Below are 14,660 nucleotides of genomic sequence, written 5' to 3' on the forward strand. Positions count from 1 at the left end.
GGCGGTACGGATTGACAAGCTGTCCAGACAGTCTATAACCATAAATGCAGACTGAAGATTTAAGACCATCTGCAAGGGTGGTCTTATTGCGTCTGGAATCCGGATAAGTCCTCTTGCAGATGTCATAGCGACGTTGGGAGGACGCCGTAATGCACGGAAGCAAAATAGCCCTAAGGGGCGTGCCGGATATAATTTCCTATATCGATGCGAATGACGGTATCCGAGGCCGCGCCGGTATCATCTGGTGGCTTGCCCTCGGAGGGCTTTTCCTTGATGCCTTCGCCAATTCGGCGTTGAGCGCCGGGCTTGGGCCGATGACACGCGATCTGGGGCTGGATGCCGCACAGGTCGCGCTGATGACATCCTTCGCCTCTTGGGTATCGATTGCGTTCAACCCGATCGGCGGCTGGATCGCTGACCGTTGGGGCCGTATGCGCCCGCTGGTCTTCGCAAAGTTCATCGCGCTTATCGGTGCGGTGCTGGTAATGACGGCTCATTCCTATGAAGTCATTCTTCTGGGGCGCTTCTTCGTGGGCGCTGCCTACGGTATTGATTTTGCCATCGCCATGGCTGTGCTTGCCGAATTTACGCCTGCGCGTCTGCGTAGCCGTCTCAACACTTGGCAAGGTATCTGGTACACTGCCGTTTGTACAAACGTACTGCTAGCCATGCTGTTCTACAGCTGGGACGTGGGGGACTCGATCTGGCGCTATTCTGTCGCAGCTACCGGTATCTTCGCCTTCGCGATCATGCTGCTGCAGATGGTGTTCATGGTTGAAAGCCCGATCTGGCTTGCCCGCAAGGAAAGGCTTGAAGAGGCCGCGCGCGCGATGACCCGTATCTATCATCGTGATTTCGTTGCAGCTCTGCCGGAAGATCGCTTGCCGGTTCTTAATCAGGCCCGCCGTGGCATTGCCAATGTTGCGCTGATTTTCCGCGGGATCTATCTGCCGCGCACCATTCTTGCCGCAACCGTACAGATCGGGCAGTCGATCCAGTATTTCGCCGTGGGCTGGTACCTACCGCTCATCAGTGCGGCGCTCTTTGGCAAGGATTTCCTCTATGCGATGATGGGCACGCTGGTGTTTAACGTATTCGGCATCATTGGCGGCTTTTCTTCGCCGGTCATCGGGCGCGTACTTGGCTTGCGCAAGGCTTCCGCCATCGGTTTTGGTGCGGTCTTCGTAATGCTGGTCATCATGGGCCTATTCCATGACACCATGCCGACCTGGCTTGCGGTGATCGTGCCTTCTCTGTTCATCCTCTTCCATTCCGGTGGCCCGGGTGCAAACGGCAAGAGCCTGTCATCGCTCTCGTTCCGCAGCGAACTGCGTGCAGGCGCCAACGGCATCATCGGCGCGCTTGGTGCTATGGGGGCGGCCCTCGGCCTGCTCGTGTTCCCGATCTTCCGTGAGACCTACGGCCTCGGCACGACATTCCTGATCCTGTCGGTCGTACCTCTGGTTGCCTGCATCATCTGCTCAGTCATTCAGTGGGACCCGACCCGTACCAAGGTCAGCCCGGACGACGAGCCGAATGCACCGCAATTCGAAGGCGACCGCTGATAACGGAGGATAATGTGAACGGACGCAGACAGGCCATTCTGGCCATTGATGAAGGAACGTCCGGAACCCGGGCCGCGCTTGTCGCGGCCGACGGTTCGGTCTCTTCGGTCAATTACACCACGCTTGCAGTCTCTTCTCCGCGTCATAACGTGGTGGAACAGGACGCCGATGTTCTTTTGCAAAAGACCATCGAAGTATGCGCCAAGACGATTACCGCAGCGCGCGATGCTGGCGTGGAGATCGCCGCGATGGCAATCGCTACCCAACGCGCGACTGGTGTACTGTGGGATACTCAAACCGGACGCGCGCTCGTTCCGGCCATGGTCTGGCAGGATTCGCGCTATGCTGAAGAGTTGAAGCCGCTCGGGACCATCTGGGACGCAAAACTCGTGTCGCTCGCAGGGCGTCCGGTTGGAGGGCGGGCAATCTATCTATGGGCCGCGCGCCATATGCAGGATACTCCTGCCGTGCGCGAGGCATGGAGGGCGAAAAGGCTTGCCTTTGGCACGGTCGACACCTGGTTGCTCTGGAATCTTTCCGAAGAGCGCAAAGCGGTCACTACGCCGACCAATGCTACCTCCGCCGGTGCCTATATACTCGCTGAACACCGCTATTTCACCGACTGGGTGGAGGCGCAGGATTTTCCCCTCGAACTGTTACCCGAACTGAAACAGGACGCCGACGATTTTGGTTATACGCGGCAGGACATTCTGGGTATCCGTGTGCCGATCAAGGCGTCATGCGGCGATCAGCTTGGCGGTCTGGTCGGTCTTGGTTGTCACGATGCGGGGCAGGCCATGTGCGTGCATGGTACGGGCAGCTTCGTCGATCTTGTGATCGGAAAGCAGACGCCGAAAAATCCCGGCCTCTATGAAGCAACATTCACCATGACAGCTTGGCGCAGCGAGAATCTCTCGCATTTCGCGGTAGAAACCTACGCCGCCACAACAGGATCGGCGCTCAATTGGCTCTGCAATGAAATGCGCTGGTTCGAGAATGCGAAGGAGATCAGCGAACTCGCTGCAACAGTGCCGTTTTCTAATGGTCTGTTCTTCATGCCGACCCTGACGGGACTGCGGCAGCCGAGCATCGTCCCAGATGGGCGGGCCTCATTGACAGGGCTCTCAATGGCACACAGCCGCGCCCATCTTGCTCATGCCATATTGGAGGGCATCGCCCATTCGGTCGTTTCTTGTGCGGAGGCGAGTGCGGAAGTGGCGGGTGTACCGGTGCGGGAAGTGGTTGCAGGTGGAGGGCTTTCGTCCAGCGATACGCTGCTTCAGCTCCAGGCCGATCTCAGTGGTGTGCCGGTGCGGCGCATGGCGGATCAGGATCGCGCGAGCCTGCGGGGTACTGCCTTTTTGGCAGGTAGTGACGGCTTGCTCTGGAGCAACCTTGCGGAAGCTCGCGCAACGCTGCCCGAAGGCAATCTTTTTATCCCGAAGATCAGCGATGCGGAACGGCAGGATCGTAGAGCGCGATGGCACTCCCTCACGGATGAAGAAGTCGCACGCGTTCGGTCGGGTCACTATTATTAAACAGGAGTTGAAATGCTGAATCTGCGCTCCCGGCGCGCGGACAAGGATCGCGCCCGGATGATCCGCACCGAGCCGCTGCGGCTGAACCGGTCGGAACAGGAAGACCGCCTTGCTACTGAAACTTACGACATTCTGATCGTTGGCGGTGGCGTGACCGGTGCTTACTGCGCCTTCGATGCAAGTCTGCGCGGCTTTCGCGTGGCGCTGGTCGAGAAGGATGATTTTGCATCCGGCACGTCATCGAAATCCTCGAAGATGGTGCATGGTGGCTTGCGTTATATTGAACAGGGCAACCTTGGCCTTGTCCGACATTCTCTGCTGGAGCGGCAGCGCCTGCGCCGCAATGCCAGCCATCTGGTGCAGCGCCTGCCTTTTCTTTTCCCTATTCTGGAGCGGGATGGGGTGTTCGATGCACGCTTCGCCAAGGCGTTTGAAGGTTTGCTGTGGACCTATGATCTGGCTGGCGGCTGGCGTGAAGGTATCCTGCACCAGAAGCTGACCGCCGCGGAAGTGTTAGCGCATTGTCCAACCTTCAAGGACGAATATTTGCGTGGCGGTCTCATGTATTTCGATGCCCGTGTTGATGACGCGCGCCTCACTTTGGCGCTCGCCCGTTCGGCTGCGTTTTACGGGGCCACAATCCTAAACCATACTAAGGTTGCGGAAATTACCCGCAGTTCGGGTCGGGTAGATGGCGCTGTCGTTCATACCGTGGAAGACAAGGAAATCCGGGTGAGCGCCAAGACAGTCATAATGGCGACCGGCGTATGGCTGCGCGACTGGATGGGGCTTGGTAGGGATGGCGAGAAGCCGTTGCACGTCCGCCCGGCAAAAGGCGTTCATGTCGCGATCCCATGGTTGAAAATTCGCAACGACTGCACCGTGACGGTGCCGGTTCCGGGGCGCAGCCGCCGCGCGACCATCACGCGCTGGGGCAATGTCTCCTATCTCGGCACGACCGATGAGGATTATCAAGGCGACCTCGACGACGTATATTGCACGCGCCGCGAGCTTGATTTCCTGATCGAAGGTGCGTGCAGCGCGCTCAATATCGATCTGACACCGGATGATGTCGTCGGCAGCATTGCCGGATGCCGTCCGCTGGTAGCCGCTTCGTCTGGCGGCAGCACCATGGACGTCAAACGGGATCATTCCGTGCATGTTGCATCTGATGGCCTTGTCACGATTGTGGGCGGCAAGCTGACGACTTCGCGCCATATGGCCGAGCAGACGGTGGATGCGGCTGCAAAAGTTTTGGGTGATCGCCGTCGCTGTACCACGAAAAAGGCATTTCTGCTGGGGGCAGCCGGTTACGACGCACAGGCAATCGTGGCCTCTGGTGGCATGGAGGCGCATCTGGGCGAACGCTATGGCACGGAATCGCGTTTCGTCAGCGATCTGATGGCTGAACGTCCTGAACTCGCTGAACCGGTTGTGGAAGGACTGCCCTATACAGGCGGTGAAGTTGTCTACGCCGCCCGGCACGAGCTTGCCCGGACAATCGATGACGTGTTGTCGCGTCGTATGCGTGCCCGACTGATGGCGCGCGATGCCTCCACTCGTGCCGCCGCGAAAGTCGGCGCTTTGCTGGGTGAGGAGCTTGGTCTCCCCCAGGCCGAAATTGACCGTCAGGTTGCCGCCTATGTGGCCGCGACCGAAAAAGAAAAATCCATTCTCACAGGAGCTAACTGAATATGATCAGCAAGGAAGCCATCAAGCGCGGTTACAATCGCGGGAATTATGTCGTCGGCGCACCGACCCAGCCGCATTATGCCGGCAGCATCAAGGAAGTTGGCACCGAGGCCGATCTGGCGCAGAACGCTGTGGCAGTAGACGCGGCTCTAGTTGAAAAGCTGCGGGGCGTTGCAGACGAAGTTCTCACAGCGCGCGAAGACCTCGTCGTGAATACGCGCGACTGGTGGGCGCGCACGATGGTCGCGGAAACGGGCGGAAAGCCTGCAACGGTTGACGGTGTATTCGTTCGCGTTTCGACGGTGGAGCAGGTTCAAGCTGTCATGCGCCTGGCGCATGAAGCCAAGGTTCCGGTTACGGTTTCTGCCGGGCGCTCCAATGTTACGGGCGCTGCGCTGCCGCTGCGCGGCGGTATCGTGCTCGATGTCTGCAGTCTCAACCGTTTTGTCAGTTTCGATGCGAACAGCCAGATCGTTGAAGTTGAAGCTGGCATGTTCGGTGATATTTTTGAGGAAATGATCCAGCGCGACTTTGGCATGACCATGGGGCATTGGCCGTCCTCGTTCGGTATCAGCACCGTGGGCGGCTGGATCGCCTGCCGCGGCGCGGGCCAACTTTCCACGCGCTATGGCAAGATTGAGGATATGGTCTATGGCATGGAAGTCGTGCTTGCCGATGGATCGCTTGTGACGGTTGGCAACTATGCCCGCGCGGCAATCGGCCCCGATCTACAGCAGATGTTCATCGGCTCGGAAGGCACACTCGGAATCATCGTGAAGGCGCGCCTGAAACTGCATCGTCTGCCGGACTATGCCCGTGCGATTGCCTATGGGTTCAAAAGCTTTGCAATTGGTCTGGAAGCCTGCCGCCGCATCATGCAGGGCGGCGCCAATCCCGCAGCACTGCGTCTTTACGACGAGCTGGAAAGCGGTGTGCAGTTCGGCCTGCCGGAAAGCAACGTGCTGCTGATCGCCGATGAAGGCGCTCAGGAAATGGTAGATGCCGTGATGGCGATCAGCGAGAAGGTTTGCGCCGAACTCGGCGACAAGCTCGATGGTGACACGATCTTCGAAAAGTGGCTCGACACGCGCTATCTGACCGGCAAGAGCGCTGAAGGCTTCAAGCGCAGCCCGGGCTTTGTTGCCGATACGCTGGAAATGACGGGATGCTGGCGCGATCTGCCTGCGATCTACGACGAGGTCGTCGCTGCAATCAATGCAGTGCCGGGGACGCTGGCCGGTTCGGCGCATCAGTCGCATGCCTATGTCGACGGCGCCTGCCTCTATTTCTCGCTGCGTGGCGACGTGGAAGTGGAAAAGCGCGCCGAATGGTATCGTGCTGCTTGGGATGCTGCCAATGCCGTTCTAATCAAGTATGGTGCAGCCTTGAGCCATCACCACGGCGTCGGACTGCTCCGCGCGCCTTACATGAAGGACGCTCTGGGTTCTGCGTTTCCTCTCCTTGAAACGGTGAAAAAGGCGCTCGACCCGGACAATCTGCTTAACCCCGGCAAGCTCGGTCTTTCGCTCGACATGCCAAGAGACGGAAAATGATGGAATGACATTGGACAGAACGATCGGCGAGCGACTCTTGCGGGCACCAGTCATGGCGACGCTCTACGGCGTGGACAATCTCCAGGCATTTCTGGATAGCAAAGCGGAAGTGGGGATCGTTGCCAACATCGCCTTGCGCCACGTGGCGGAAGTACTCAATGCGCTCAAGAAAAGCAACAAGCTGATCGTTCTGAACATCGACAGTTGCGAAGGTCTGTCGCAGGACAAAGGCGCCATCGAATTCCTTGCCGAAATAGGTATTTCGGTTCTGCTGTCGACCCGCGTTCCAACCATTCAGAAGGCTGCGCAATGCGGTCTTCTGACCATGCAGAAGGTCTTCGTGACAGACCGCTCCACCTGGCCGCGCAGCCTGAAGGCGATTTCGCAAAGCGCGCCCAATCTGGTGCAGATTATGCCGTCGCCTATGCTGGGTTATCTCTCGGTGGAGGATAAGCGCCGCTTGCCGCCTATAGTGGCGTCAGGTTTCATCTGTAACGAAAGTGACGTTGGTACAGCAATGACACATGGCGCAATCGCAGTCTCTTCGAGCAACAAGTCACTTTGGAATTATTCGGGTGCTGCGGCCTTGCGCGGGAAGGGAAAAGGTTAGATTAGGCTGCAATTCGTTTCCAACAAGGAATTTCCGTGCAGCTTAAATTTTCGCCGTCAGCATTGTGTTTCACGTTGATAATCTTGGCGCTTCTCGCTCTGCTGGCGACCTTGGGGGCGGGATTGGGCTGGATCAGAAGCTTTGCCGGGGATGCGTTCGCCGTTATCTTTGTCTATGCGTTGCTTAGAAGCTGCATTGACGGAAACCGCCTGCTGCTGACTTTGATCGCGTTTCTGACCGGGGTGGTGGTGGAAACAGGTCAATATCTCGCAAAGCAGTTCGATATCGTGATCGGAAATCCGGCTCTGCGCATTATCCTCGGGGCGACACCGGATTGGCTGGATGTTCTGGCTTATGCGATAGGAGCCGGAATTGTGGTCATATATCTGTTGGTGCGACGACAGGTCGAGACATTAAGCTAATTTATCTAATTTGTTGTGTGGTCTTGTTTTGAACAAGATGTGCACCTATGTCGCTGTCATGGCATTGCTTAAGAGCGCTGGAACGCGTCTGTCGCTCGCAATAGCCTCCATCGCTTTATGCTTTTGACCACGGATGTACTGGCACTGGTAGGAAAGCGATGATCAGGAAGGTCGGTGCGTTTTCGCCCCGGCCTTTTTTGTTGTCTGCCGTTTCCGAGAATAAAATGGAACGGCCTGCCTGGAGATTTCAGCAGGCCGTTCCGCTAAAAATTAAGCAGCGAGTGCTTCGTCTTCCGAGGTCGGGACTTCGGAAATCGTCTTCAGAACCTGCGAAGCGATCTGGTATGGGCAGCCCTGCGAGTTAGGGCGGCGATCTTCCAGATAACCGCGATACCCATCCCTGATAAACGAGTGTGGAACCCGGATCGAAGCACCGCGATCGGCTACGCCGTAGGAGAACTTGTTCCACGGGGCGGTCTCATGCTTGCCGGTCAGGCGCATATGGTTGTCTGGGCCATAAACGTCGATATGGTCCTGAAGGTTCTTGTCGAACTGCGCCATCAGCGCTTCGAAATACTCCTTGCCGCCCACTTCACGCATATATTTGGTCGAGAAGTTGCAATGCATGCCCGAGCCGTTCCAGTCGGTATCGCCGAGCGGCTTGCAGTGGAATTCAATATCGATTTCATACTGTTCGCAGAGGCGAAGCAGCAGGTAGCGGGCCATCCAGATCTGGTCGGCGGCGTTTTTGGAACCCTTGCCGAAAATCTGGAATTCCCACTGGCCCTTGGCCACTTCCGCATTGATGCCTTCGTGGTTGATGCCGGCGTCGAGGCAGAGATCGAGATGTTCCTCGACGATCTTGCGGGCGATGGAGCCGACATTCTTGTAGCCGACGCCAGTGTAATATGGCCCCTGCGGGGCAGGGAAACCCTGTTCTGGGAAACCGAGCGGACGGCCATCCTTGTAGAAGAAATACTCCTGCTCGAAACCGAACCATGCATCGTCGTCTTCGAGGATCGTTGCGCGGCTGTTGGATGGGTGCGGCGTGACGCCATCCGGCATCATGACTTCACACATTACGAGAACGCCGTTCTTGCGCGCAGGATCGGGATAGATCGCGACAGGCTTCAATACGCAATCCGAGCTGCGGCCTTCGGCCTGCATCGTTGATGAACCGTCGAAACCCCAAAGCGGTAGCTGTTCAAGCGTCGGGAAAGCATCGAATTCCTTGATCTGCGTCTTACCGCGCAGGTTCGCCGCTGGCGTGCATCCATCGAGCCAAATGTATTCGAGCTTGTACTTGGTCATTGCTAGTCTCTCTATCATCCTCGGTTGATCGATCACCACCAGTCATGCGGTGTCGCGCGGCTCGGTGTTCGATGTAATAGAAGCAAAGACTGTGCCAGTTTTGATCTTGACCTATTTCGAGGCGGCAAGGGCATATGGGATGAGATGGACAAGATTCCTGCGCTGAAAGACGGTGAATTTCTGCTCAAAAAATGGGCAGCAGATTACAATTTCATCACGGTGGGAATACGGGTTGCATCACGCAGGTATTATGTTGCCAGCCAAGCCCACAAACTCCGGCAATCTTGGGCATAAAGCAAAATCGAACAGGCGGACAGAATAAGTCGTTGGACGCTTCGGTCGCCATTCTTCACCTTACGGTCAAACAAAAGGGGAGTGACTGATGGCACGTTCGATCAACAGAAAATCGGCTTTGCTGGCGAGCTTAGCGTGGAGTGTTTCGGCGATGACTGTTTTCGCGGCCAATGCTGCGGAAATCACCGTGATGGGTTATCGCGGCGCGTTCCAGGACAATTACGTCAAGGCTGTCATCGAACCGTTCCAGAAGGAACATCCCGATATCAAGGTCACTTATTACGGCGTGCAGAATGCTGCGACATCACTTGGCAATATGCGCGCCCAGAAATCCTCGCCCCAGACGGATGCAGTGATCTACGATCTCTCGGTCGCCAAGATTGCTGATGAGGAAGGATTGGTCGAGAAGCTCAATGTGGCATCGCTCAAGAATTATGCAGATGTAGCCGATCTTGGCAAGGAGCTCGCTGGCGCCGCAATACCGATCACATATGACACGCTTTCGCTTCTTTATAACCACGATGCAGTTGCGCACGGTGCACCGAATAGTTGGGAAGCGCTCTGGGACAAGCAGCAGAATGGCAAGGTCATTATTCCGGCGCAGGGCGGTGGCGATATTCAGGCCATCCTGCTTACAATCATCTCGAACCGTCTCGCGGGTGAAGACGACTATGCGAAGACTGTGCAGCCAGGCGTTGAAAAGCTGGTGGAACTGGCGCCTGCCGTGCAGACATGGGAACCGAAGCCCGATGCTTATACGCTGGTTGCAAACGGCACGGCGACCTTGTCCATCGGTTATAATGCCCGGGCTCAGTTCTATTTCGATCAGACTGGCGGAAAGCTTCAGTCAGTTGGGCCGAAAGAAGGCACGGCTGCGCAAGTGAACGTGATCAGTGCGATTGCCAATGGCAAGAACATGGAGGCGACGAAAACCTTCATCGATTACGCGATAGGCCCCGAGGCTCAGGCCCGTTTCGCAGAGATCATGTTTTATGCCCCCTCGAACACGAAAGCCGACGTGAACGACGAAACGAAAAAACGCATTCCTTTCATGGACCCGGCCCAACGTGAAAAGTTAATCCCGGTTGACTGGATGACAATCGGCGATATGCGTGACCAACTGCTCAATCCCTGGCGTCGTCAGATCATTCCGGCTGGTCGATAAAGCCCTACCTCACCCTGAAATTAACGCTTCCGCCCCGTTTTTCCAGGGCGGTAACGCCCCCTCACAGGTTTCGATATGGTAGCAGAAAGCTCATTTCTACAATTGAAGGCCCTTACCAAGCTTTACGGCAACAACTACCGGGCAGTGGACGATCTTCATCTCGACTTGCCGCGCGGAAAACTGCTCGGCCTCTTGGGCCCGTCCGGTTGCGGCAAGACGACGACATTGCGCATGATTGCCGGTCTCGCATCGATCTCGGATGGAAACATCCTGATCGACGGAAACGACATTTCGCACAGGCCACCCCACCAACGCGATATTGGTCTGGTTTTCCAGAACTATGCTCTTTTCCCGCACATGACTGTCGCCGAGAATGTCGCTTTCGGTCTCGATATGCGCAAGGTCGGCAAGGCGGAAGCGAAGAAGCGCGTCGAAGAGGCGCTCGAAATGGTGCGGCTTCCCGGATACGGATCACGCAAGCCCAAGGAAATGTCCGGCGGTCAGCAGCAGCGCGTGGCACTGGCGCGCGCACTGGTCATCCGTCCGCGTATTCTGCTGCTCGATGAGCCCCTGTCCAATCTGGATGCAAAGCTGCGCGACGACATGCGGATCGAAATCCGCGAGATTCAGAAGCGTCTCGATATTACGACGGTTTTCGTCACGCATGATCAGGTTGAAGCACTAACAATGTGCGATGTCGTGGGCGTGATGGATAGTGGCAAGCTAGCACAGCTTGGTTCACCGGAAGAAATCTATGAAAAGCCGTCCTCCCTGTTTGTGGCTAAGTTCGTCGGTCGCGCCAATGTCCACAATTGCGAGATCGTCAATGAAAACGTCTGCCGTCTCGGCAGTGGCACCTATCGCTGCAACACGCACGGAAAGTCACGTGGATCAGGACAGATCGCCATCCGTCCGCATCGTATCAATCTCACGCCCAACCGCGATCGCAATCTTGTCAGCGTCGTAACCAACAGCGCCCACGGTGTGGTTGAGCGCACGACCTATATCGGCGATATCGTTCAATATGACATAGAGATCGAGGGCGCTTGCCTTAAAGTAGAGGTGCCGACCGCGAGCGCGGGGCATGCATTCCATACGGGCGACAGGTTGCTTTGCGAATGGAAACCGGAAGACATGCTGGTGTTCGGGAGCTGATGTCATGACAGCGATTACATCGACCGATATTATTCCAGCGAAGCCATCAAAACGCAGACGCTACAGTCTCGTGGCCGTTGCGCTTCTTCTACCGATGGCCTTGATCAATCTTATCGCCTTCATCGCACCGGTTGCGCATCTGGCGCAGATATCCTTTCTACAGAGCGAAAGCGGTGGTGTTCTGACGGAGCGCTATACGTTTGAAAACTATGTCAATTTCTTCACCGACAGTTTCAACTGGGGGCTGGTGTTCAATTCGCTCTGGCTGAGCGCGTTCATCACGCTGGCAACGCTCATCTGTGCCTATCCCATTGCGCTTTTCCTGCACCGTGTTTCGCCAGTCTGGCGCAACTTCCTTTTCGTGGTCACGGTCTCACCGCTGCTCGTCAGCAGCGTGGTGCGCACTTATGGCTGGATGGTGCTTCTCGGCGATCAGGGGCTCATTAATGGCGCCTTGGTGAACCTCGGTATCATTTCCTCTCCCATCAGGCTCGTCAACAATACTCTCGGCGTGTTCATCGGTATGGTTGAAATCCTGATCCCTTATATGGCGCTGTCGCTGATCGCCGGTTTTGGACGACTGAACGCCTCGCTTGAAGAGGCTGCGGCATCACTCGGCGCCAATGCCTTCACGCGGTTTCGCCGGATCATCCTGCCGCTCACTTTGCCGGGTATCGCCCTTGGCTGCCTGCTTTGCTTCGTTTTGGCTATCAGCTCCTTCATCACGCCAAAATTGCTTGGTGGCGGGCGTGTGTTCCTGCTGGCGACGGAAATCTACGACCAGGCAGTGATCCAGCTTGAATGGCCGCGCGCTGCCGCAACTTCCGTCATTGTCCTGATCATCTTCGGTCTCGCCTTGATGGTCTACTCCCGTATCGCACGTCGCATCGATTGATTGGCAAAGGAGAAACGAGATGATTGGTTCAACTTCATTGCCATTTCGCGTTACGGTCGGGCTGCTCTATCTGTTTCTGCTGGCTCCCATTCTGGTCGTCGTGCCGCTATCGTTCAGCAACGACAACTATCTCACTTTTCCGCCGCAGAGCTGGGGCGTGCGGTGGTATGCAGAAATGCTGCACCATGAAACACTCATTCAGGCGTTCTGGATCAGCCTTGGCATTGCGTCGGTCGTGACAGTTCTTTCGCTTCTTGCAGGCATCCCGGCTGCCTATGCGATCCGCCGCTACCAGTTCCGTGGACGCGAAGCGGTGCTGAATCTCTTCACCGCGCCGCTGCTTCTGCCGTCCATCGTGCTTGGTCTCGCCATTCTGCTGGTCTTCGTGCGGCTGGAACTGCTCGGCACATTCACCGGTCTGGTGATCGCCCATCTGATCGTGACGACGCCTTACGTCATCCGCATCATGATAACCGCGTTCTCGACCCTTCCGCCATCTGTCGAAGAGGCCGCCACGATGCTGGGCGCGTCACCTTTCACCGTGTTCCGTCGTATCACCTTGCCGTTGATGATGCCGGGTCTGGTGGCAAGTGCGGCATTGTCTTTCCTTCTGTCTTTCGACGAGGTGGTGATCTCGCTCTTCATCACCGGCCCACGCATGACGACGCTGCCGGTGGAAATCTTCAACTATGTCGAAAGCCGAACCGACCCGATGACCGCTTCCATCTCGGTCGTGCTTATCGCGGCGACGCTTCTCATCGTTTTCGTCATCGAACGCACGCTTGGGTTGTCTCGCACAATCGGCAAATAACCTCCCAACTGAAAGTGATCGCAAGCATGGAAAATATCGCCCTCTGGATGTCACAACCGCATTTCAGTTATCTCGAAATTGCCAGGACCTGCGGCTTCTCGTCCTTCGTCTTGGAACTTGAACACGGAACCTTCGATCTGTCGACGCTGGACCAGTTTCTGGCTTTTACCAAGGCGCACGGTCTCTTAACCTTGACCAAGGTGCTGGCACCGACGCCTGAGGCCATTCAGCAGGCGCTGGACTTTGGGTCGGATGGCGTCATCGTTCCGCACATTCTCGGCGTGGATCATGCGCATCAAGTTACGAAAGCTGCAAAGTACCCGCTGGTTGGTACGCGTTCTTATACTGGCGGTCGCATTTTCGGCTATAACCGCCCGGCGACGGACGCCTTCGATAAAGAGAACAAGCGCACCAAATGCTTCGCGATGATCGAGACGGCGGAAAGCCTGGCCGATGTTGAGAAAATCGTTGCGCTCGAGACGGTCGACGGCTTGTTTCCTGGCCCTTCGGATCTAGCGCTCGCGCGCGGCCGGGGAGCCTATGCATTCAATGATGATGACAAGGCGGATCTGCGTCGCTGCGCGGCCGCTGCGCGCGCTGCCGGAAAATCATGGATCATGCCCGCCTGGACCGAAGCCGAACGGCGCTTCGCTCAAGACGAGGGAGCGGCGATGCTGGTCGTCGCCACCCAGAACATGACGCTTCGCCAGGGCATGCTTTCGACCGTAAACATGCTCAAAAGCGAAGCTCTGGTTGCCTGATTATTCCTGGACTGAATACCCACTCATTTGCTGGAGGAAAAAAATGAAGATCAGCCTGATCCAAACGAGCCCGCAGACTGACAAGGCAGAAAACCTGCGTATAACGCGGGAATTGATGGAAGACGCCATGCGCGCGGATTCACCGGACCTGATCGTGCTGCCCGAATATTTCGAATATTATGGTGGCAGTCCCGAGGACAAGCTTGCCGCTGCGGAGAGTGTTCCCGGCGGTCCTGCCTACAGGATGGCGCAGGACTTTGCCCGTGAGCACGAGGTGTTCGTCCATGCCGGAACCTTGATGGAAAAGGTTCCAAACGAAAAACGCATCTACAACTCCACCTTCGTCTTCAACCGCAAAGGCAAGGAGATCGCGCATTATCGCAAGATCCATATGTTCGACATCGTTGGACCAGATGGGATGGCCTATAAGGAATCCGCGACCGTCAAGCCCGGTGAGAATGTCGTTGTCTATGACCTCGAAGGGTTCAAGATTGGTTGCGCGATCTGCTACGACATCCGCTTTGCCGAACTTTATCTGGAGCTGGAAAAGGCAGGCGCCGATGTCATCGTACTTCCTGCCGCGTTCACGCTGCAAACCGGCAAAGATCATTGGGAAGTGCTGGCGCGTGCCCGAGCCATCGAAACCCAGACCTATTTTGCCGCTTGCGGCCAGACGGGCAGTACGGTCTCGAATGGCGAGCGGCGTTATACCTATGGTCACTCGCTGGTCTGCGATCCATGGGGGCATGTCGTGGCGCGCGCATCAGATGGCGTCGGCTTTGTAACGGCACGCATCGAGCGCACGCAGATTGAGCGTGTGCGATCACTCATCCCCATGGTCAACCATCGCCGTATCGGCAAGCAGTTGCAAGCGTGTGCATAGGAGGC

Annotated in this window: 13 protein-coding genes; 12 read left to right on the plus strand and 1 reads right to left on the minus strand. The window is 56.7% G+C overall.

From position 1 onward, the window contains the following. The first annotated feature begins 149 nt into the window (after nucleotides 1–149). Genes FJQ48_RS02425 through FJQ48_RS02450 form a run of 6 tightly spaced genes read left to right on the plus strand, consistent with a single transcriptional unit; the run spans nucleotide 150 to nucleotide 7,380 of the window. Nucleotides 150–1,565 carry an MFS transporter gene (locus tag FJQ48_RS02425; protein WP_139973629.1) on the plus strand — a complete coding sequence of 472 codons (1,416 nt, stop codon included), beginning with the start codon at nucleotides 150–152 and terminating at the stop codon, nucleotides 1,563–1,565. 14 nt (nucleotides 1,566–1,579) lie between these two features. Next, on the plus strand, nucleotides 1,580–3,103 hold the full coding sequence (locus FJQ48_RS02430) for an FGGY family carbohydrate kinase (protein WP_139973630.1): 1,524 nt from the start codon (nucleotides 1,580–1,582) through the stop codon (nucleotides 3,101–3,103). Between the two features lie 12 nt (nucleotides 3,104–3,115). Beyond that, complete coding sequence (locus tag FJQ48_RS02435) at nucleotides 3,116–4,795, plus strand: glycerol-3-phosphate dehydrogenase/oxidase (RefSeq protein WP_139973631.1); 1,680 nt, start codon at nucleotides 3,116–3,118, stop codon at nucleotides 4,793–4,795. Nucleotides 4,796–4,797: 2 nt separating this feature from the next. Then, the gene (locus tag FJQ48_RS02440) at nucleotides 4,798–6,348 is read left to right on the plus strand and encodes an FAD-binding oxidoreductase (protein WP_139973632.1); all 1,551 of its coding nucleotides are present in this window, start codon (nucleotides 4,798–4,800) and stop codon (nucleotides 6,346–6,348) included. Between the two features lie 4 nt (nucleotides 6,349–6,352). Then, complete coding sequence (locus FJQ48_RS02445) at nucleotides 6,353–6,958, plus strand: glycerol-3-phosphate responsive antiterminator (RefSeq protein ID WP_139973633.1); 606 nt, start codon at nucleotides 6,353–6,355, stop codon at nucleotides 6,956–6,958. Between the two features lie 35 nt (nucleotides 6,959–6,993). After that, nucleotides 6,994–7,380 carry a DUF2809 domain-containing protein gene (locus FJQ48_RS02450; protein WP_139973634.1) on the plus strand — a complete coding sequence of 129 codons (387 nt, stop codon included), beginning with the start codon at nucleotides 6,994–6,996 and terminating at the stop codon, nucleotides 7,378–7,380. A gap of 270 nt (nucleotides 7,381–7,650) precedes the next feature. On the opposite strand, the gene FJQ48_RS02455 is transcribed toward FJQ48_RS02450, so the two are convergent. Beyond that, complete coding sequence (locus FJQ48_RS02455; protein WP_139973635.1) at nucleotides 7,651–8,691, minus strand: glutamine synthetase beta-grasp domain-containing protein; 1,041 nt, start codon at nucleotides 8,689–8,691, stop codon at nucleotides 7,651–7,653. Between the two features lie 382 nt (nucleotides 8,692–9,073). Here FJQ48_RS02455 and FJQ48_RS02460 point away from each other — a divergent pair, with 382 nt between their 5' ends. The 6 genes from FJQ48_RS02460 to FJQ48_RS02485 all read left to right on the plus strand — a co-directional run bounded on the left by FJQ48_RS02460 (nucleotide 9,074) and on the right by FJQ48_RS02485 (nucleotide 14,655). Further along, the gene (locus FJQ48_RS02460; RefSeq protein WP_139973636.1) at nucleotides 9,074–10,150 is read left to right on the plus strand and encodes an extracellular solute-binding protein; all 1,077 of its coding nucleotides are present in this window, start codon (nucleotides 9,074–9,076) and stop codon (nucleotides 10,148–10,150) included. Nucleotides 10,151–10,225: 75 nt separating this feature from the next. Next, nucleotides 10,226–11,305, plus strand: coding sequence for an ABC transporter ATP-binding protein (locus tag FJQ48_RS02465; protein WP_139973637.1), 1,080 nt, complete (start codon nucleotides 10,226–10,228; stop codon nucleotides 11,303–11,305). A 4-nt stretch (nucleotides 11,306–11,309) separates the two neighbouring features. Beyond that, nucleotides 11,310–12,200, plus strand: coding sequence for an ABC transporter permease (locus FJQ48_RS02470; RefSeq protein ID WP_139973638.1), 891 nt, complete (start codon nucleotides 11,310–11,312; stop codon nucleotides 12,198–12,200). A 19-nt stretch (nucleotides 12,201–12,219) separates the two neighbouring features. After that, nucleotides 12,220–13,011: an ABC transporter permease gene (locus FJQ48_RS02475; protein WP_139973639.1), complete on the plus strand. Its 792-nt coding sequence runs from the start codon at nucleotides 12,220–12,222 to the stop codon at nucleotides 13,009–13,011. Between the two features lie 26 nt (nucleotides 13,012–13,037). Continuing rightward, the gene (locus FJQ48_RS02480) at nucleotides 13,038–13,772 is read left to right on the plus strand and encodes an aldolase/citrate lyase family protein (RefSeq protein ID WP_139973640.1); all 735 of its coding nucleotides are present in this window, start codon (nucleotides 13,038–13,040) and stop codon (nucleotides 13,770–13,772) included. 43 nt (nucleotides 13,773–13,815) lie between these two features. After that, on the plus strand, nucleotides 13,816–14,655 hold the full coding sequence (locus tag FJQ48_RS02485; protein WP_139973641.1) for a carbon-nitrogen hydrolase family protein: 840 nt from the start codon (nucleotides 13,816–13,818) through the stop codon (nucleotides 14,653–14,655). Nucleotides 14,656–14,660 lie beyond the last annotated feature (5 nt).

Source organism: Ochrobactrum sp. CGA5 (genome assembly GCF_006345815.1).
In the GTDB taxonomy this organism is placed as follows: Bacteria; Pseudomonadota; Alphaproteobacteria; order Rhizobiales; family Rhizobiaceae; genus Brucella.

Excerpts from the sequence above, each read along its gene's own strand:
- FJQ48_RS02425 (WP_139973629.1), top strand. The coding sequence starts at position 150 with ATGCACGGAAGCAAAATAGCCCTAAGGGGCGTGCCGGATATAATTTCC.
- FJQ48_RS02435 (WP_139973631.1), top strand. The coding sequence starts at position 3,116 with ATGCTGAATCTGCGCTCCCGGCGCGCGGACAAGGATCGCGCCCGGATG.
- FJQ48_RS02440 (WP_139973632.1), top strand. The coding sequence starts at position 4,798 with ATGATCAGCAAGGAAGCCATCAAGCGCGGTTACAATCGCGGGAATTAT.
- FJQ48_RS02445 (WP_139973633.1), top strand. The coding sequence starts at position 6,353 with ATGACATTGGACAGAACGATCGGCGAGCGACTCTTGCGGGCACCAGTC.
- FJQ48_RS02455 (WP_139973635.1), bottom strand. The coding sequence starts at position 8,691 with ATGACCAAGTACAAGCTCGAATACATTTGGCTCGATGGATGCACGCCA.
- FJQ48_RS02460 (WP_139973636.1), top strand. The coding sequence starts at position 9,074 with ATGGCACGTTCGATCAACAGAAAATCGGCTTTGCTGGCGAGCTTAGCG.
- FJQ48_RS02465 (WP_139973637.1), top strand. The coding sequence starts at position 10,226 with ATGGTAGCAGAAAGCTCATTTCTACAATTGAAGGCCCTTACCAAGCTT.
- FJQ48_RS02470 (WP_139973638.1), top strand. The coding sequence starts at position 11,310 with ATGACAGCGATTACATCGACCGATATTATTCCAGCGAAGCCATCAAAA.
- FJQ48_RS02475 (WP_139973639.1), top strand. The coding sequence starts at position 12,220 with ATGATTGGTTCAACTTCATTGCCATTTCGCGTTACGGTCGGGCTGCTC.
- FJQ48_RS02480 (WP_139973640.1), top strand. The coding sequence starts at position 13,038 with ATGGAAAATATCGCCCTCTGGATGTCACAACCGCATTTCAGTTATCTC.
- FJQ48_RS02485 (WP_139973641.1), top strand. The coding sequence starts at position 13,816 with ATGAAGATCAGCCTGATCCAAACGAGCCCGCAGACTGACAAGGCAGAA.